We start from the raw sequence: 14,266 nt of genomic DNA, 5'->3' as shown, positions 1-14,266 counted from the left end.
CGGGCCGGGTCCGCGGGCCATGCCCTGGCGCGCGCCCCCGCACTCCCCCTCGTACACCCGTGCGCGCCCGGATGCCCGCGTGACCGTGCGGGCCGCCGGGCATGCACGGAGCGTCGGGACCGCGAGGAGGGGGGTGTGCGGCGTGCACGGACCGGCGTTGTCCGGGTGGCTGCTCGTGGTGCTGTGCGCGGCCAGCGGGGCGTACTGCCTGTTGCGTATGCGGGCGGCGGGGGCGGCCGAGCGCGGCGCGGCCGGGAGCGAGGCGGTGATGGGCTTCGGCATGGCCGCGATGGCGCTGCCGGCCGCGGTGTTCACCCCGCCGGAGTGGAGCTGGGTGCTGTACGCGGTGCTGTTCGGGCTCGCCGCGCTGCACGGGCTCGTGGCGGCGGTGCGGCACGGCGGGCACCATCTGCACCATCTGGTGGGCTCGCTCGCGATGGTCTACATGGCGCTCGCGATGGCCGCGGCCCCCGCCGGGGCGGGCGGGCACGCGGGACACGGCGCGGCGGCCGCCACCGCGACGGGTGGCATACCCGTGCTCACAGGGGCGCTGCTCGCCTATTACGGGGTGTACGTGCTGCGTTCGGGTGCCCGGCTCGTGCCGGTGCCGGTGCCGGCGTCCGAGGGCACGGCCCGAATACGGAGCGGCGGCGGTGCGGGCGGCGGGGAACTGACGTTGGTGTGCCGGTTGTCGATGGGGCTCGCGATGCTGGCGATGCTGCTCACGCTGTGACCTCGCGGGCGAATCAAACCGTGGTGTGCGTCACTTGCCGCGCAAGGCCATACCCCGGCCTGGTACCGCACTCATAGGCTGACGCCATGTTGGTCTCCCTCGCGCTGCTCGCACTCGGCGTCCTGACCGCCGTCGTCGCCCCGCGACGTCTCGCGCGGGCCGACTGGGCGGAACGGGAACCCGTGGTGGCGCTGTGGGTGTGGCAGTGCGTGGTGGCAGCGGTGCTGCTCAGCTTCGCGCTGTCGATGACCTTCAGTGCGGCGGCGGCCTGGCAGGCGGTGCGCGGCCAGGTCTTCGCGCCCGCGCCGCGTGCCGTCATCGAGGCGTACGAGCTGGGGGCGAACGGGCCGTGGTCGGCGGCGCTCGCCGTGGTGCTCGCGGCCGGCGGGCTGTGGACCGGGGCGATGCTGGGCCGGGAGATCGGCCGGGCGCGGGCCCGCCGCAGGCAGCGCCGTGACGAACTGCTCGTACGGGCGCCGCTGTTGCCCGGTGAGGAGCCCTCGGGCAGCGCCCGGCTCGTGGTCCTGGAGGGCGAGCGGGCGGACGCCTGGTGGCTGCCCGGCGGGACACCGCGCCTCGTCATCACCACGGCCGCGCTGCGCCGGCTCAAGGGCCGGCAGCTGGACGCGGTGCTCGCGCACGAGCAGGGACACGCCCGGGCGCGGCACGACTGGCTGCTGCACTGCTCGGCGGCGCTCGCGGACGGTTTCCCGGGCGTGCCGGTCTTCGCGGCCTTCCGCGGTGAGATGCACCGGCTGGTGGAGCTGGCGGCCGACGACGTGGCCTCGCGCCGTTTCGGACGGCTCACGGTGGCCCTGGCGCTGGTGGAACTCAACGAGGACCGGGGGGTGTTCGGCCCCGGCACGGCTCCGGACGCCGGACTTCCGGAGCGGGTGAACCGGCTGCTCAGCGCCACTCCGCGGCTGACCGCGGGCCGCCGCCTCGGACTGACGGCCGCGGCGGCGCTGGTCCCGGTGGTCCCGGTGCTCGTGGCCTTCGTCCCGGCGCTGCGCGCCCTCGGCTGACCGCTGACCGCGACGCGGCCGACCCCGCGCGCACGCCGCCGACCCGCCGTCGGGCAGGATGCGGGCCATGCGCATCTCCGCCGTCGTGACCGGCGCCCTGGGCGTGCTGCTCCTCGTCCTCGTGGCGGTGAGGTGGTCCCCGTTGCTCTCCTTCGACCGGGAGGTGGCCGATGCCCTGCACCGCCACGCACTCGCCCATCCCGGCTTCACACAGCTCAACCGGATCCTGACCGACTGGGTCTGGGACCCGTGGACCCTGCGCGCGCTCACCCTGCTCGCGGTCCTGTGGCTGCTGCGCCGGGGGGAGCGGCTGCTCGCGCTGTGGATCACCGGCGCCACCCTGCTGGCCTGGTTGCTCCAGCACGGCCTGAAGACGGCGGTGGGGCGGGCGCGCCCGCACTGGCCGGATCCCGTCGACTCGGCGCCGTACCAGGCCTTCCCCTCCGGCCACGCCATGGCGGCGGCGGTGGCCTGCGGGCTGCTGCTCTGGGTGCTCGCGCTGCGCTGGAGGGAGGGGTGGCGGGGCTGGGGCACGCTCGCCGGGGCAGCCGTCGTGTCGGTGCTCGGGGTGGGCTGGACCCGGGTCTATCTGGGTGTCCACTGGCCCTCGGACGTGCTGGCCGGCTGGCTGTTCGGCTGGTGCTGCGTGGCCGTGACGATCATCACGTACCGCCTGGTGACGGCGGGTGGGCCGCCGACCGCGGAGCCGGGCGCCGGGAGCAGAATGGAAGGCACACGATGAAGCCGCCTGTCCTGGACGATCCCCCGCGTCGCCCAGAACAGACGGCAGGTCCCGCCGCCGGCCACGAGGGCGCGACGACAGGACGCGCTGAGTATATTGGCTCGGAGCCAGTCAACGCAGGAGTCCAGCATGTCCCCGCGTAGCGCATCGGTCAATGAAGAGCTTCGGCGGCGCTCCCGTGACCGGATCCTTGCGGCCACAGTGGACCTCGTCTCGGAGCGCGGTTACGAGGCGACGACCCTCGGGGACATCGCCGAGCGGGCCGGATCGGCCCGTGGCCTGGTCTCGTACTACTTCCCGGGCAAACGTCAGCTGCTGCAGTCCGCCGTGCACCGGCTGATGCACCGGACCCTGGAGGCGGCCCTGGAGCGCGAGCCGCGCTCGGAGGACGGCCGGGAGCGGCTCGCCCGGGCGATCGACGCGATCCTGGGCCTCGCCGAGGAGCGGCCGGTGCTCATGCGGACGCACATGGCGGGCATCCTGCAGGCGGAGGGCTTCGTGCGGTGCCCCGAGCAGCAGCGGCTCGCGACGCTGCTGCGGGACACGGTCGAGCGGTACGGCTCCGAGGACGTGGAGACCGACTACCCGCTGCTGCGGGCGCTGCTCATGGGCGCGGTGTTCGCGGTGCTGCTGCCGGGGGCGCCGATGCCGGCGGCCCGGCTGCGGGCGGAGCTGTTCCTGCGGTACGGGCTCGACTGGGAGCTCGGCGTGCCGCCGGGCGGGGGTCCGCCCGACGGCACGCGGTCGATCGTCCCGGTCTCACGGGTGGGACGTCAGTCCTCGAAGTCCTCGAAGTAGTCCGGCTGGGTCTGGACGTTGAGCTCGTCCATCCGGATCCGCCCCGCCTTGTCGGTGCGCCTGTCGCTGAGCTTCAGCACGTCGAAGCCCTTGACCAGGTCGTTCGAGTAGATGAAGCCGTTGTAGTAGTAGGCGGACCAGGAGCCGCCGCCGACCAGGGTGGTGGCGGAGATCGGGCCGCGCTCGAAGTACGCGATCTCCTTCGGCCGCCGGGAGTCGGTGAAGTCCCAGACGGAGATGCCGCCCTGGTACCAGGCCTGGACCATGATGTCCTTGCCCTTCACCGGGATCAGCGAGCCGTTGTGGGCGACGCAGTTCTCGGTGTCGGCCTGGTGGCGCGGGATCTTGTAGTAGCTGCGGAAGACCAGCTTGCGCTTGTCGCCCTTGCCGACGATGTCGTAGATGCCGTCCGCGCCGCGGTTCGGGCCGACGGCCGCGTTGCAGGTGGCCGCGCCGCCGCCGCCGAGCTCGTCGGTGAAGACGACCTTGTCGGCCTTCTGGTTGAAGGTCGCGGAGTGCCAGAAGGCGAAGTTGACGTTGTCCTGGACCCGGTCGATCACCCGGGGCTGCTCGGGGTTCTCGATGTCGAACAGGATGCCGTCGCCCATGCAGGCGCCGGCGGCCAGGTCCTTGCCCGGGAGCACGGTGATGTCGTGGCAGCCGGTGGTCTTGGAGACGCCCGGGTTGGTGGGCGCGCCGGGGTTGCCGCCGCCGTCGGGGCCCTCACCGGGGAACAGCACCGGGAAGCCGACCACCTTGGCCTGCTCGGGCGCGTTGCGCGGGACCTTGATCACGGAGATGCCGTCGTGCGGGGGCTGGCAGTCCGGGAACGCGGCGTTGGGCGAGTAGGACGAGACGTACACGTAGACGTTCTTGCGCTCGGGCACGAGGGTGTGGGTGTGCGAGCCGCAGGCGGTCTCGACGGCGGCGACGTATTTCGGGTTGGCGACGTCGCTGATGTCGAAGATCTTCATTCCCTCCCAGGATTCCTTCACCGAGGCGGGCTGCGAGGTGCTGGCGCAGGAGTTGTCGCTTCGGGAGGAGTCGGTGGAGAGGAAGAGCAGATTGCCGGAGACGGACACGTCGTTCTGCGATCCGGGGCAGAGCACCTGGGTGACGGTCTTCGGGTTCCCCGGGTCGCTGATGTCGAAGACCCGGAAGCCGTCGTAGTTCCCGGCGAAGGCGTACTTGCCCTGGAACGCCAGGTCCGAGTTGGTGCCCTTGAGGGCGTCCTTGGGGATGTTGACGAGATGTTCGATGTTGGCGCTGTGGACGATCTCGTCCACGCCGGGTATCTCACCGCTCGCGATGGCGGCGCGGGCGTCGGCCGCCTGCTCCGCGGTGACGTCGTTCCGAACGGGCGCGTCGCCCGGGTCGGGTGTGGCGGCCGCGGGTCCTGCGGCGAGCAGTCCGATCAGCAGACCTGCCGCGGCGGTCGCCGCACCCAGGCCTCTGATCCGTGCACGCGGGGTACTCGTGGTACGCACGAAGTCACTCCGTCCTCTCTGGATTTCGTTCGCAGTTGAACGACGGATGGACCCCGGCAGTATCTTCCTTAGCGTGCACATCTCAACAGATGGCAACAGAGACGTAATGAGTTTTCCTCGAACCGCCGCCGTCGACCGAGTTCCCGAAGTTTCCCGAGTGACCGAAGTTGCCGAAGTGCCTTTGGAGGTCGCATTGTCGAAACATCGTGTCCGTGGTGCCCTCGCCGCACTGCTCGCCGCCTGTGCCGTATTCGCCCTGGGGGCCTGTGAGTCGGGGCCGGACGAGACCAAGCCGGTTTCCGGCTCCGGGAGTTCGGGGAAGAGCCCGGGGATCGTGGCGCCGGGCAAGCCCGGTGAGCCCGCGAAACGGGTCTCCCCGGAGGAGGCGGCCCGGCTGATGCCGGACGAGCGCCCCAACGGCGCCGACTACGGCTATGTGCAGATGATGATCGAGCACCACCGCCAGGCCCTTGCCATGACCGCGCTCGCCCCGCGGCGCGCGAAGGATCCGCGGGTCCGCAAGGTCGCCGAGCGGATCTCGGCGGCGCAGGGGCCGGAGATCGGGGCGATGGAGGGCTGGCTGAAGAACAACGGCGGTCCGCGCCCGATGACCGGCCACGACCATCACGCCATGCCGGGCATGGCGACCGAGGCGCAGCTCGCGCAGCTGCGGGCGGCGAAGGGCGCGGCCTTCGACAGTCTCTTCCTGAAGCTGATGATCACTCACCACGACGGCGCGATCACGATGGCGGCGGACGTCCTGAGCCAGGGCAACAACGTGCTCGTGGAGGAGATGGCGAGCGATGTGATCGCGCAGCAGTCGGCCGAGATCGACCGGATGCGGTCGCTGTAGGGGCGGGCCGGGGGCCGGGGCCGGGCCTCGGGGCCGGCCGATCGGTTGACCCCGGGCCGGCCGTGCGGCGGTCGGGAACGGGCCGTATGGCCGGAGGGCCCGCTCTCCGGCTTCCGGATCTCTCCTACGGCTCGCCCAGGCGGACGGACTGGGCCTCGGTGGCCGCGAGGATGCTGTCCAGGAGGCCGGGGAAGAGGGCTTCGAGGTCGTCGCGGCGGAGGATGTTGAGCTTGGTCGTGCCGCGGTAGAGCTGGCGGACCACGCCGCTCTCGCGCAGCACACGGAAGTGGTGGGTGGTCGTCGACTTGGTGACCGGCAGGACGAAGGACGAGCAGGCGAACTCCTCGCCCTCGCCGCGGACCATGTCCCGGACGATCCGCAGCCGGACCGCGTCGGCGAGCGCGTGGAGCACGGCTTCGAGGCGGATCTCCTCGCGCTCGGGGTGCTCCAGGACCCGGGGGTTGGTCGCGGTGGTCACGGCGGCGGCTCCACGGCTCTCGGAATCGGGGGACTTCATTGTACGAGACTTCTCGTAGTTTGACAGACGCCGTACTACGATGAGTATCGTACGAGCGTCAGCCCGAGACAGCATCCGTCACACCGACGAGGAGTCCGTCATGAGCGCCGCCCTGTTCGAGCCCTTCACCCTGCGGTCCGTCACCGTGCCCCATCGGGTCTGGATGGCCCCGATGTGCCAGTACTCGGCGGAACCGACGGGTCCGGGCGCGGGCGTCGCGGGCGACTGGCACTTCGCGCACTACGCCTCCCGGGCCACCGGCGGCGCCGGGCTGATCCTGGTCGAGGCGACGGCGGTCGCCCCCGAGGGCCGGATCAGCCCCTTCGACCTCGGGCTCTGGGACGACACGCAGATCGAGGGCCTGCGCCGGATCGCCGCGTTCCTGACGGAGCACGGCACCGTTCCGGGCGTCCAGATCGGCCACGCCGGGCGCAAGGCCGCCACCAAGCGGCCTTGGGACGGCCGCGGGCCGGTCGACCCCGCCGGCGGTCTCGGCTGGCAGCCGGTGGGGCCTAGCCCGGTCGCCTTCGCCGACGACCACCAGGTGCCGACCGAGCTGACGGTCGAGCAGATCCACGAGATCACCGAGCGGTTCGCCGACGCCGCGCGGCGTGCGCTCGCCGCCGGCTTCCAGGTCCTGGAGGTGCACGGCGCCCACGGCTATCTGATCGGCGAGTTCCTCTCCCCGCACAGCAACCGGCGCACCGACGCCTACGGCGGCTCCTTCGAGAACCGCACCCGGCTCGCCCTGGAGGTCGTCGACGCCGTGCGCGCCGTCTGGCCCGAGGAACTGCCGCTGTTCTTCCGGATCTCGGCCACCGACTGGCTGGACGAGCAGGGCTGGACGGCGGACGAGACCGTGCGCTTCGCCGCCCTGCTGCGCGAACACGGGGTGGACCTGCTCGACGTGTCCACCGGCGGCAACGGCGGCCCGGCCCGCATCCCGGTCGGCCCGGGCTACCAGGTGCCCTTCGCGGCCCGGGTGAGGGCGGAGGCCGGGCTGCCGGTCGCGGCCGTCGGTCTGATCACGGAGAGCGAGCAGGCCGAGAAGATCGTCGCCAACGGCGAGGCGGACGCCGTACTGCTCGGGCGCGAGCTGCTGCGCGACGCCTCCTGGCCTCGTCGCGCGGCCCGCGAGCTGGGTGCCAAGATCTCCGCGCCCAGTCCGTACGCCTGGGCGATCTGAGCCCGACAACACGCCTCTGAGCAGGGGCGGAGGCCACTCCAGGAGCCGTTGTCAGTGGTGGGGTGCAGACTGGCCCGTATCCGCGACAACGGCGTCCTGGAGGTGTCGGCATGACCGACGTAGTACTGACCGTGGGCACCCGCAAGGGGCTCTTCATCGGCCGCGGGCGAGACGGCCGATGGGAGTTCGACGCCCCCCATTTCAACGCGCAGGCGATCTATTCGATCGGGATCGACACCCGGGGTGACCGCCCGAGAATCCTGGTCGGCGGAGACAGTTCCCACTGGGGTCCCTCCGTCTTCCACTCCGACGACCTCGGGGCGAGCTGGACCGAGCCGCCCCGGCCGGCGGTCAAGTTCCCGCAGGACACCGGGGCTTCGCTGGAGCGGGTCTGGCAGCTCCATCCGGCGCCCGCGCACTCCCCCGGCGTGGTGTACGCGGGGACGGAGCCGGCCGCGCTCTTCCGGTCCACCGACGGCGGCGAGTCCTTCGAGCTGGTGCGCCCGCTGTGGGAGCACCCGACCCGGGACCGCTGGGTGCCGGGCGGAGGCGGCGAGGCGGTGCACACGGTGGTCACCGACGCCCGGGACCCGGACGCGGTGACGGTGGCGGTGTCGACCGCCGGAGTCTTCCGCTCCCGCGACGGCGGGGCGAGCTGGGACCCGTCCAACCAGGGGGTGTCGGCGGTCTTCCTGCCCGACCCGAACCCCGAGTTCGGGCAGTGCGTGCACAAGATCGCCCAGGACGCGGGCGACCTGGACCGGCTGTATCTGCAGAACCACTGGGGTGTCTTCCGCAGTGACGACGGGGGCGGCCGGTGGACCGACATCGGCACGGGCCTGCCGTCCGACTTCGGCTTCGCGGTCGCCGCGCACCCCCATCGCCCGGACACCGCCTATGTGTTCCCGATCAACGCCGACGCCGACCGGGTGCCGGCCGGCCGCCGCTGCCGGGTCTACCGGACCACGGACGCGGGGGCGAGCTGGGAGCCGCTCTCCAAGGGCCTGCCGGAGGGCGACCACTACGGCACGGTGCTGCGCGACGCCCTGTGCACCGACGACGCCGACCCGGCCGGGATCTACTTCGGCAACCGCAACGGCGAGGTGTACGCGAGCGCGGACGACGGCGACAGCTGGCGGCTGCTCGCCGAGCACCTGCCGGACGTGCTGTGCGTGCGGGCGGCGGTGATCGGCTGAGCAGGGGGTGGGATCGGGGTCCGGCGGCGTTGTCGGTGTGCGCCAGTAGAGTGACGGCGTGGCAGCAAGACCGTTGAACGAAATCGTCGAGGCCGGGTGGGCGAACGCGCTCGCGCCGGTGGCCGAACGCATCGCCGCGATGGGCGACTTCCTCCGTCAGGAGATCGCCGCGGGGCGGACCTACCTCCCGTCGGGGGCGAACGTCCTGAGGGCGTTCCAGCAGCCCTTCGACGAGGTGCGGGTCCTCATCGTCGGCCAGGACCCCTATCCCACTCCCGGGCATGCCGTGGGGCTCAGTTTCTCCGTCGCTCCGGACGTGCACCCGCTGCCGCCGAGCCTGGAGAACATCTTCCGGGAGATGAACACCGACCTGGGCCTCCCCCGGCCCTCGAACGGCGATCTGACCCCGTGGACCCGGCAGGGCGTCCTGCTCCTGAACAGGGCGCTCACCACGGCCCCGCGCCGCCCGGCGGCGCACCGGGACAAGGGCTGGGAGGCCGTCACCGAGCAGGCCATCCGGGCGCTCGCCGCACGCGGGAAGCCGCTGGTGTCGGTGCTGTGGGGGCGGGACGCGCGCAATCTGCGCCCGCTCCTGGGCGATCTGCCGGCCATCGAGTCCTCGCACCCCTCGCCGATGTCGGCCGACCGCGGCTTCTTCGGCTCGCGTCCGTTCAGCCGCACGAACGAGCTGCTGCTCCGTCAGGGCGCCCAGCCGGTGGACTGGCAGCTGCCGTGACGGCCGCCGCCTCGGGGGGCCTCGTCGTCGGGGTGGACTCCGGCGGATCGGGCCTCCGGGTCGCCCTCGCACGCCCCGGGGGCGGGGACGGTGACGCGCGGGTGCTGGAGACGGTCACGTCCGGGGAGCCGGTGCCCACCGGGCCGGGCGGGATCGACGTCGGGCGGCTGCTCGGGCGGCTGCTGCCGGCCGTGGAGGCGATGGCGGCCCGGGCCGGCGGCGGGACGGTCCTCGCGGTCGCCGTCGGGGCGGCCGGCATGGCGACGCTCGGCGACCGGCTGCGAGCCGAACTGCCGGGCGCCCTCGACAGGGCCTGGGGCGTGCGGCGGCTCGCGCTCGCGGCGGACGCCGTCACCGCGTACGCCGGGGCGCTCGGGCAGCGGCCCGGCGCCGTGGTCGCGGGCGGCACCGGGCTGATCGCGATCGGCACCGACCTGTCCGGCTGGCGCCGTGCGGACGGCTGGGGCCATCTGCTCGGCGACTGCGGCAGCGGCGCCTGGATCGGCCGGGCCGGTCTGGAGGCGGCGATGCGGGCGTACGACGGACGGCGCGGGGGTTCGGCGGCGCTGCTCGCGCGGGCCGAGGAACGGTTCGGTCCGGCCGCCGGGTTGCCGGCCGCGCTCTATCCCCGTACCGACCGGCCTGCCGTGCTCGCCTCCTTCGCGCCGGACGTGGCCGCGGTCGCCGGCACCGGCGATCCGGTCGCGGGCGGAATCCTCGGCGAGGCCGGCCGGCACATCGCGGAGGCCGCGGCAGCCGTCGTGCCCGACGGTTCGGGTGGTGAAGTGGCCTTCACCGGTGGGCTGTTCAGGATGGGCGAGGCCTTGCTCGGATCGCTGCGGGCCGAACTCGGCGGCCTCGCGCCGGGGGTTCGCGAAGTGCCCGCGGCGGGCGATCCGCTGGCCGGGGCGGTGACGATCGCGGCCGCGCTCGCGAGCGGGACACTGCGTCTGCCGGAGGACCCGCGCATGCTCCAACTCACCAGCTAAACGGCGGTTCGCGACCAGTTCGGACATAGCGGGGCAGAAGTCGCCCGACTGCACCTCAGCGAGTCGGGCGCCGCGCGAAACCAGTAGCATGCGGCGCCATGAGCTCCCCCACTGGGCCCACTCCCGGGCTGCCTGTACGAATGCCGCGACCCCGCCAGTCCGGGCGGCACCGTCGCCCTGAACCCGTGGCGGCGCCCGAGGGCGCTCCGACCCTGGTGCTCGCCGTTCCCGGCGCGCCGTCGGCCGCCATACGCTCGCTGGCCGAGGAGGTCGTGAGCATCGCCCGCTCGGAGCTGCCCGGCCTCGAGGCCGTGATCGGCTACCTGGACGGCGACGACGCCGAGTACCCGGCCCTCGCGTCGGTGCTCACCGCGGTCTCCGCCCTGCGCACCGAGCGTTACGAGATCGCCGTGGCCGCCGGCCGCGAGGTCGCCGCCCCCGAGGGTTCGGCCGCGGTCGTGGTGCCGCTGCTCGCGGGCCCGGACAGCGCGCTGACCCGCCAGATCCGCCAGGCCGTCATGGACGGCGGCAACAACGCCGAGCTGACCGATGTGCTCGGTCCCCACCCGCTGCTCGCCGAGGCGCTGCACGTGCGCCTGTCCGAGGCCGGTCTGGCCCGCGCCGACCGCGCCCGGCTGTTCACGGTCGCCACGGCGGCCGACGGCATCATCCTGGCCACCGTGGGCGGCGAGGAGGCCGTGCAGGCCGCCGGCATCACGGGCATGCTGCTCGCGGCCCGGCTCGCGGTGCCGGTGATGGCGGCCGCGCTGGACCAGGAGGGTTCGATCGCCTCGATCGCCGAGCAGCTGCGCAACGCCGGAGCGGAGCAGCTCGCGCTCGCCCCGTACCTGATCGGCCCGGAGCTGTCCGATGGCCTGCTCGACGCGGCCGCCAAGGAGGCGGGCTGCGCGGTGGCCGAGCCGCTGGGCGCGTACCCGGCGATCGGCCGGCTGGTGCTCTCGCAGTTCATGTCGGCCCTGGGCATCGCCCCGCAGCCGGGCGCCCCGGTGCGCTAGGCCGTTCTTTCGGATCAGGGCCGTACCGCGGCCGAAGCCGACGACCGTGACGGGAAGGGCCCGCACCGGAGGGATCCGGTGCGGGCCCTTCCCGTGCACCGCCTCCGCCGGTCAGCCGAGGACGATGCAGGAGGCCGAGGGCACCGGGACCGACCCCGCCCGCTCGGGCAGTCCGGTCTCCGGGTCCACGGTGAACCAGGTGACGTCGCCGGAGCGCTCGTTCGCCGCGTACAGGTGCCGCCCGGAGGGCGCGAGGGTCAGGTCACGGGGCCACTGGCCGCCGCAGGGCACGGAGGCGACCAGGCGGGCGCTCGCGCCGTCCTCGGCGAGCGCGAGCACGGCGAGGGTGTCGGCGCCGCGCACGGCGGCCCACAGGAAGCGTCCGTCGGGGGCGACGACGACCTCGGAGGGGTAGCGGGCCCCCGGGGCGCCCTCGGGCACGACGGGGGTCTCCCCGAGCGGCGTGAGCACGCCCGCCGCGGCGTCCCATCGGCAGACGGTGACGGTGGGCTCCAGCTCGTTCAGGACGTAGGCGTGCCCGCCGGCCGGGTGGAAGGCGAGGTGACGGGGTCCGGTGCCGGGGCGCAGCGTGGTGGCGCCGTGCGGGCGGAGGGTGCCGGTGGCGGCGTCGAGGGCGGTGACGGTCACGGAGTCCGTCCCGAGGTCCACGGTGAGCACCCAGCGCCCGCTGGGGTCGGGCAGCACCTGGTGCGCGTGCGGGGCCTCCTGCCGGTCGGCGACGGGTCCGCCGCCCTCGTGGCGCAGCTGCCCGCTGACGGGCCCGAGGGTGCCGTCGGCGGTGCGGGGCAGCACGGAGACGCTGCCGGAGGTGTAGTTCGCGGTGAGGACGTGCCCGCCGGTGAGCGCGAGGTGTGTGGGCCCGGCGGCGTCCACGGGCACGGGCGCCCCGAGCGGGATCGGCGCCGGTCCGCCGATGTCGAAGGCCGCGGCGGCGCCGTTCTCGGTCTCGGAGACGGCGTAGAGCACGCCGCCGCCGAGGGCGAGGAACGAAGGATCGGCGACCGCGTCACTCGATCCGGTGATGTCGAGCGCGCCCGTCCCGGGATCCACGTCGGCGGCGAGCACTCCGAGGCCGCCGGTCGACGTGAACGAACCGATGTACGCCCGTCCTGGGCGCCGCGCGCCCGTCTGCTCTTCCTGCCTGTCGCCCACGGCGCCTCCCCTGTCCCTGAGGCCGGCCACGACCGACCGGCCGCCGTCGGGGGCGACGTTAGCAGGCGGTCTAGACCAAAGGGGGGTGGCCGGGGAGGGAGAAGGGAATCAGGCCGCAGGCACCAGCGGCGAGCTCGGCGCGGTGCGCAGCGGGGTGGCCAGGGCGGTGAGGGCGTGCTCCAGGGCGTGGAGGTGGGTCAGGGCGGCCTCCGCGCCGGGGTGATGGGCCGGGAGGGCGGTCTCGGCGGGCGCCTGCGGGCGCTTCGGGGCGACGGGCGGGACCAGGGCGTGCACGGCGGCCTCGACGCGCCAGGCGGCGGCCGCGAGGCGGGCGTCGTGGGAGGCGTCGGGGTCGGCGGCGACGGCGGCGAGGCCGCGGCTCTCGCGGGCGCAGGCGTCGAGCAGGTCCAGGACGTGGCGGGCGCGGGCCTTGCGGGCGCGCAGCGGGCTCAGCGGGTGGACCAGCGGGGCCAGGGTGAGCCGGGCGCGGGAGAGCAGCAGGTCGAGTTCGGCGGCGTGGGCGGCCGGGTCGGCGTGCGGGTCGCCGGCGAGCCGGCGGGCCGCCGCGGTGGTGCAGGCGTGCACACAGCCGACGGCGCGCTGGATCCAGGCGTTGGTGGCCGCGTGGGTGGTGATCGGCAGCAGGGCGACGCCGACGGCCGCGCCGAGGGCGCCGACCGCGGTCTCCTCGAAGCGAAGCAGCAGCAGCCCGGGGTGCAGGACGCCGAGGAGCCCGTACAGGAGACCGGCCATGACGGTCACGAAGAACATCATCCAGCTGTACGAGAGCGGCGCGGTGTAGAAGATGCCGAAGACGCACACGGCGACCAGTGCCGCCGTCGGGGCGGGGGCGCCGCCCAGCGGGATCGCCACGAGCAGGCCGGCGGCGATGCCGGTGACGGTCCCGACGACCCGGCGGAAGCCGCGGACCAGGGTCTCGCCGCACGAGGCGGTGTTGACGAAGATCCACCAGGCGGTGCCGACGGCCCAGTACCAGCGCTCCTCGGAGAGGAACTGGCCGACGGCGAGGGCGACGGCGCAGGCGGCGGTGGCCTGGAAGGCCTGCCGGGTGGTGGGCCGGGACAGACCGGTGCCGGGCAGCGGCGCGGGGGCGGCGGGCGGCGGGACGCGCCGCTCGATGCACCAGAAGCCGAAGCGGACCGCGCCGGCCGTGCCGAGCGCGAGCAGTACCGCGCCGAAGAGCTCGGGCAGCTGGGCGGGCACGGCGTGCAGGAACTGGGTGACGAAGAACTGCATGAAGGCGAAGATGCCGAGCGCGTGGCCGCGCGGGCCCCAGCGCCGTGCGTACACCCCGGCGAAGACGACCAGGAGCCACGCGAGGTCGCGCAGCGGCGGCGCGCCGTGCAGGACGGTGGCGAGGGCGAGCACGGGGAAGCCGGCCAGGGGGAGCAGGGCCGTGGTGACGGCCTGCCGGCGGACGGTGGGGTCGGCGACGGTGAAGAGCGCGAGGAGCGCGGCGAGGCCCGCGGTGATGGACGCGGCCAGGGAGAGGCCGGCCAGTTCGGCGACGGCCACGGCGAGGCCGACACCGACGACGGCACGGCTCGCGACCCGCAGCCGGACCCTGCCCGGGTCCGGCGCCACGCACATCTGGCGCAGCAGCCTGCCGGTGGCCGCCAGGGCCTTCTTCATGACGGTCGTTCCGCCCCCGCTGTCGTACACACACCCTCTTCACGCATCACGGACGCTGTCCCGCGTCCCGGACGTACACATGACGAAGGCGCCGCGGGTCCGGGGTCCGGCCACCTCGCCGGTCCGGCGCGTGCGCGGCGCCATCAGTCCAACTCTCCTTCG

General features: G+C 73.9%; 14 protein-coding genes. 10 read left to right on the top strand and 4 right to left on the bottom strand.

All coding sequences use genetic code 11. The features are described 5' to 3' along the window. The first annotated feature begins 142 nt into the window (after positions 1–142). From AB0M18_RS07755 to AB0M18_RS07740, 4 genes are all read left to right on the top strand, one after another. Positions 143–733, top strand: a complete 591-nt coding sequence (locus AB0M18_RS07755; protein WP_365755920.1) for a DUF5134 domain-containing protein — start codon at positions 143–145, stop codon at positions 731–733. Positions 734–819: 86 nt separating this feature from the next. Beyond that, positions 820–1,758: a M56 family metallopeptidase gene (locus AB0M18_RS07750; RefSeq protein ID WP_365755919.1), complete on the top strand. Its 939-nt coding sequence runs from the start codon at positions 820–822 to the stop codon at positions 1,756–1,758. A gap of 67 nt (positions 1,759–1,825) precedes the next feature. Continuing rightward, the gene (locus tag AB0M18_RS07745) at positions 1,826–2,500 is read left to right on the top strand and encodes a phosphatase PAP2 family protein (RefSeq protein WP_365755918.1); all 675 of its coding nucleotides are present in this window, start codon (positions 1,826–1,828) and stop codon (positions 2,498–2,500) included. Positions 2,501–2,629: 129 nt separating this feature from the next. Next, entirely contained in the window at positions 2,630–3,298 is a 669-nt protein-coding gene (locus AB0M18_RS07740) for a helix-turn-helix domain-containing protein (protein ID WP_365755917.1), read from the top strand. Here the strand turns inward: AB0M18_RS07740 and AB0M18_RS07735 are convergent. Further along, positions 3,274–4,785 carry a hypothetical protein gene (locus AB0M18_RS07735; RefSeq protein ID WP_365755916.1) on the bottom strand — a complete coding sequence of 504 codons (1,512 nt, stop codon included), beginning with the start codon at positions 4,783–4,785 and terminating at the stop codon, positions 3,274–3,276. The genes AB0M18_RS07740 and AB0M18_RS07735 overlap by 25 nt on opposite strands. Before the next feature lie 193 nt (positions 4,786–4,978). Here AB0M18_RS07735 and AB0M18_RS07730 point away from each other — a divergent pair, with 193 nt between their 5' ends. Then, on the top strand, positions 4,979–5,638 hold the full coding sequence (locus AB0M18_RS07730) for a DUF305 domain-containing protein (protein WP_365755915.1): 660 nt from the start codon (positions 4,979–4,981) through the stop codon (positions 5,636–5,638). Between the two features lie 124 nt (positions 5,639–5,762). Here the strand turns inward: AB0M18_RS07730 and AB0M18_RS07725 are convergent, their stop codons facing one another. Then, a complete protein-coding gene (locus AB0M18_RS07725; protein ID WP_365755914.1) occupies positions 5,763–6,116 on the bottom strand; it encodes a helix-turn-helix transcriptional regulator in 354 nt (117 codons plus the stop codon). 139 nt (positions 6,117–6,255) lie between these two features. Between AB0M18_RS07725 and AB0M18_RS07720 the strand changes: the two genes are divergently transcribed. The 5 genes from AB0M18_RS07720 to AB0M18_RS07700 all read left to right on the top strand — a co-directional run bounded on the left by AB0M18_RS07720 (position 6,256) and on the right by AB0M18_RS07700 (position 11,278). Further along, positions 6,256–7,341: an NADH:flavin oxidoreductase/NADH oxidase gene (locus AB0M18_RS07720; protein WP_365755913.1), complete on the top strand. Its 1,086-nt coding sequence runs from the start codon at positions 6,256–6,258 to the stop codon at positions 7,339–7,341. Between the two features lie 110 nt (positions 7,342–7,451). Continuing rightward, complete coding sequence (locus AB0M18_RS07715) at positions 7,452–8,537, top strand: exo-alpha-sialidase (protein WP_365755912.1); 1,086 nt, start codon at positions 7,452–7,454, stop codon at positions 8,535–8,537. A gap of 58 nt (positions 8,538–8,595) precedes the next feature. Continuing rightward, positions 8,596–9,273, top strand: a complete 678-nt coding sequence (locus AB0M18_RS07710) for a uracil-DNA glycosylase (protein WP_365755911.1) — start codon at positions 8,596–8,598, stop codon at positions 9,271–9,273. Further along, on the top strand, positions 9,270–10,262 hold the full coding sequence (locus tag AB0M18_RS07705) for a BadF/BadG/BcrA/BcrD ATPase family protein (protein ID WP_365755910.1): 993 nt from the start codon (positions 9,270–9,272) through the stop codon (positions 10,260–10,262). Before AB0M18_RS07710 ends, AB0M18_RS07705 begins: the two co-directional genes overlap by 4 nt. 98 nt (positions 10,263–10,360) lie before the next feature. Next, on the top strand, positions 10,361–11,278 hold the full coding sequence (locus AB0M18_RS07700; protein ID WP_365755909.1) for a hypothetical protein: 918 nt from the start codon (positions 10,361–10,363) through the stop codon (positions 11,276–11,278). 111 nt (positions 11,279–11,389) lie between these two features. Here the strand turns inward: AB0M18_RS07700 and AB0M18_RS07695 are convergent, their stop codons facing one another. Further along, entirely contained in the window at positions 11,390–12,451 is a 1,062-nt protein-coding gene (locus tag AB0M18_RS07695; RefSeq protein WP_365755907.1) for a lactonase family protein, read from the bottom strand. Positions 12,452–12,559: 108 nt separating this feature from the next. Beyond that, positions 12,560–14,062, bottom strand: coding sequence for an FUSC family protein (locus AB0M18_RS07690; RefSeq protein ID WP_365756226.1), 1,503 nt, complete (start codon positions 14,060–14,062; stop codon positions 12,560–12,562). Positions 14,063–14,266: the final 204 nt, after the last annotated feature.

The organism is Streptomyces sp. NPDC051909 (assembly GCF_040681095.1).
Lineage (GTDB): Bacteria > Actinomycetota > Actinomycetes > Streptomycetales > Streptomycetaceae > Streptomyces.
This window is presented reverse-complemented; position numbering and strand designations above follow the sequence as displayed.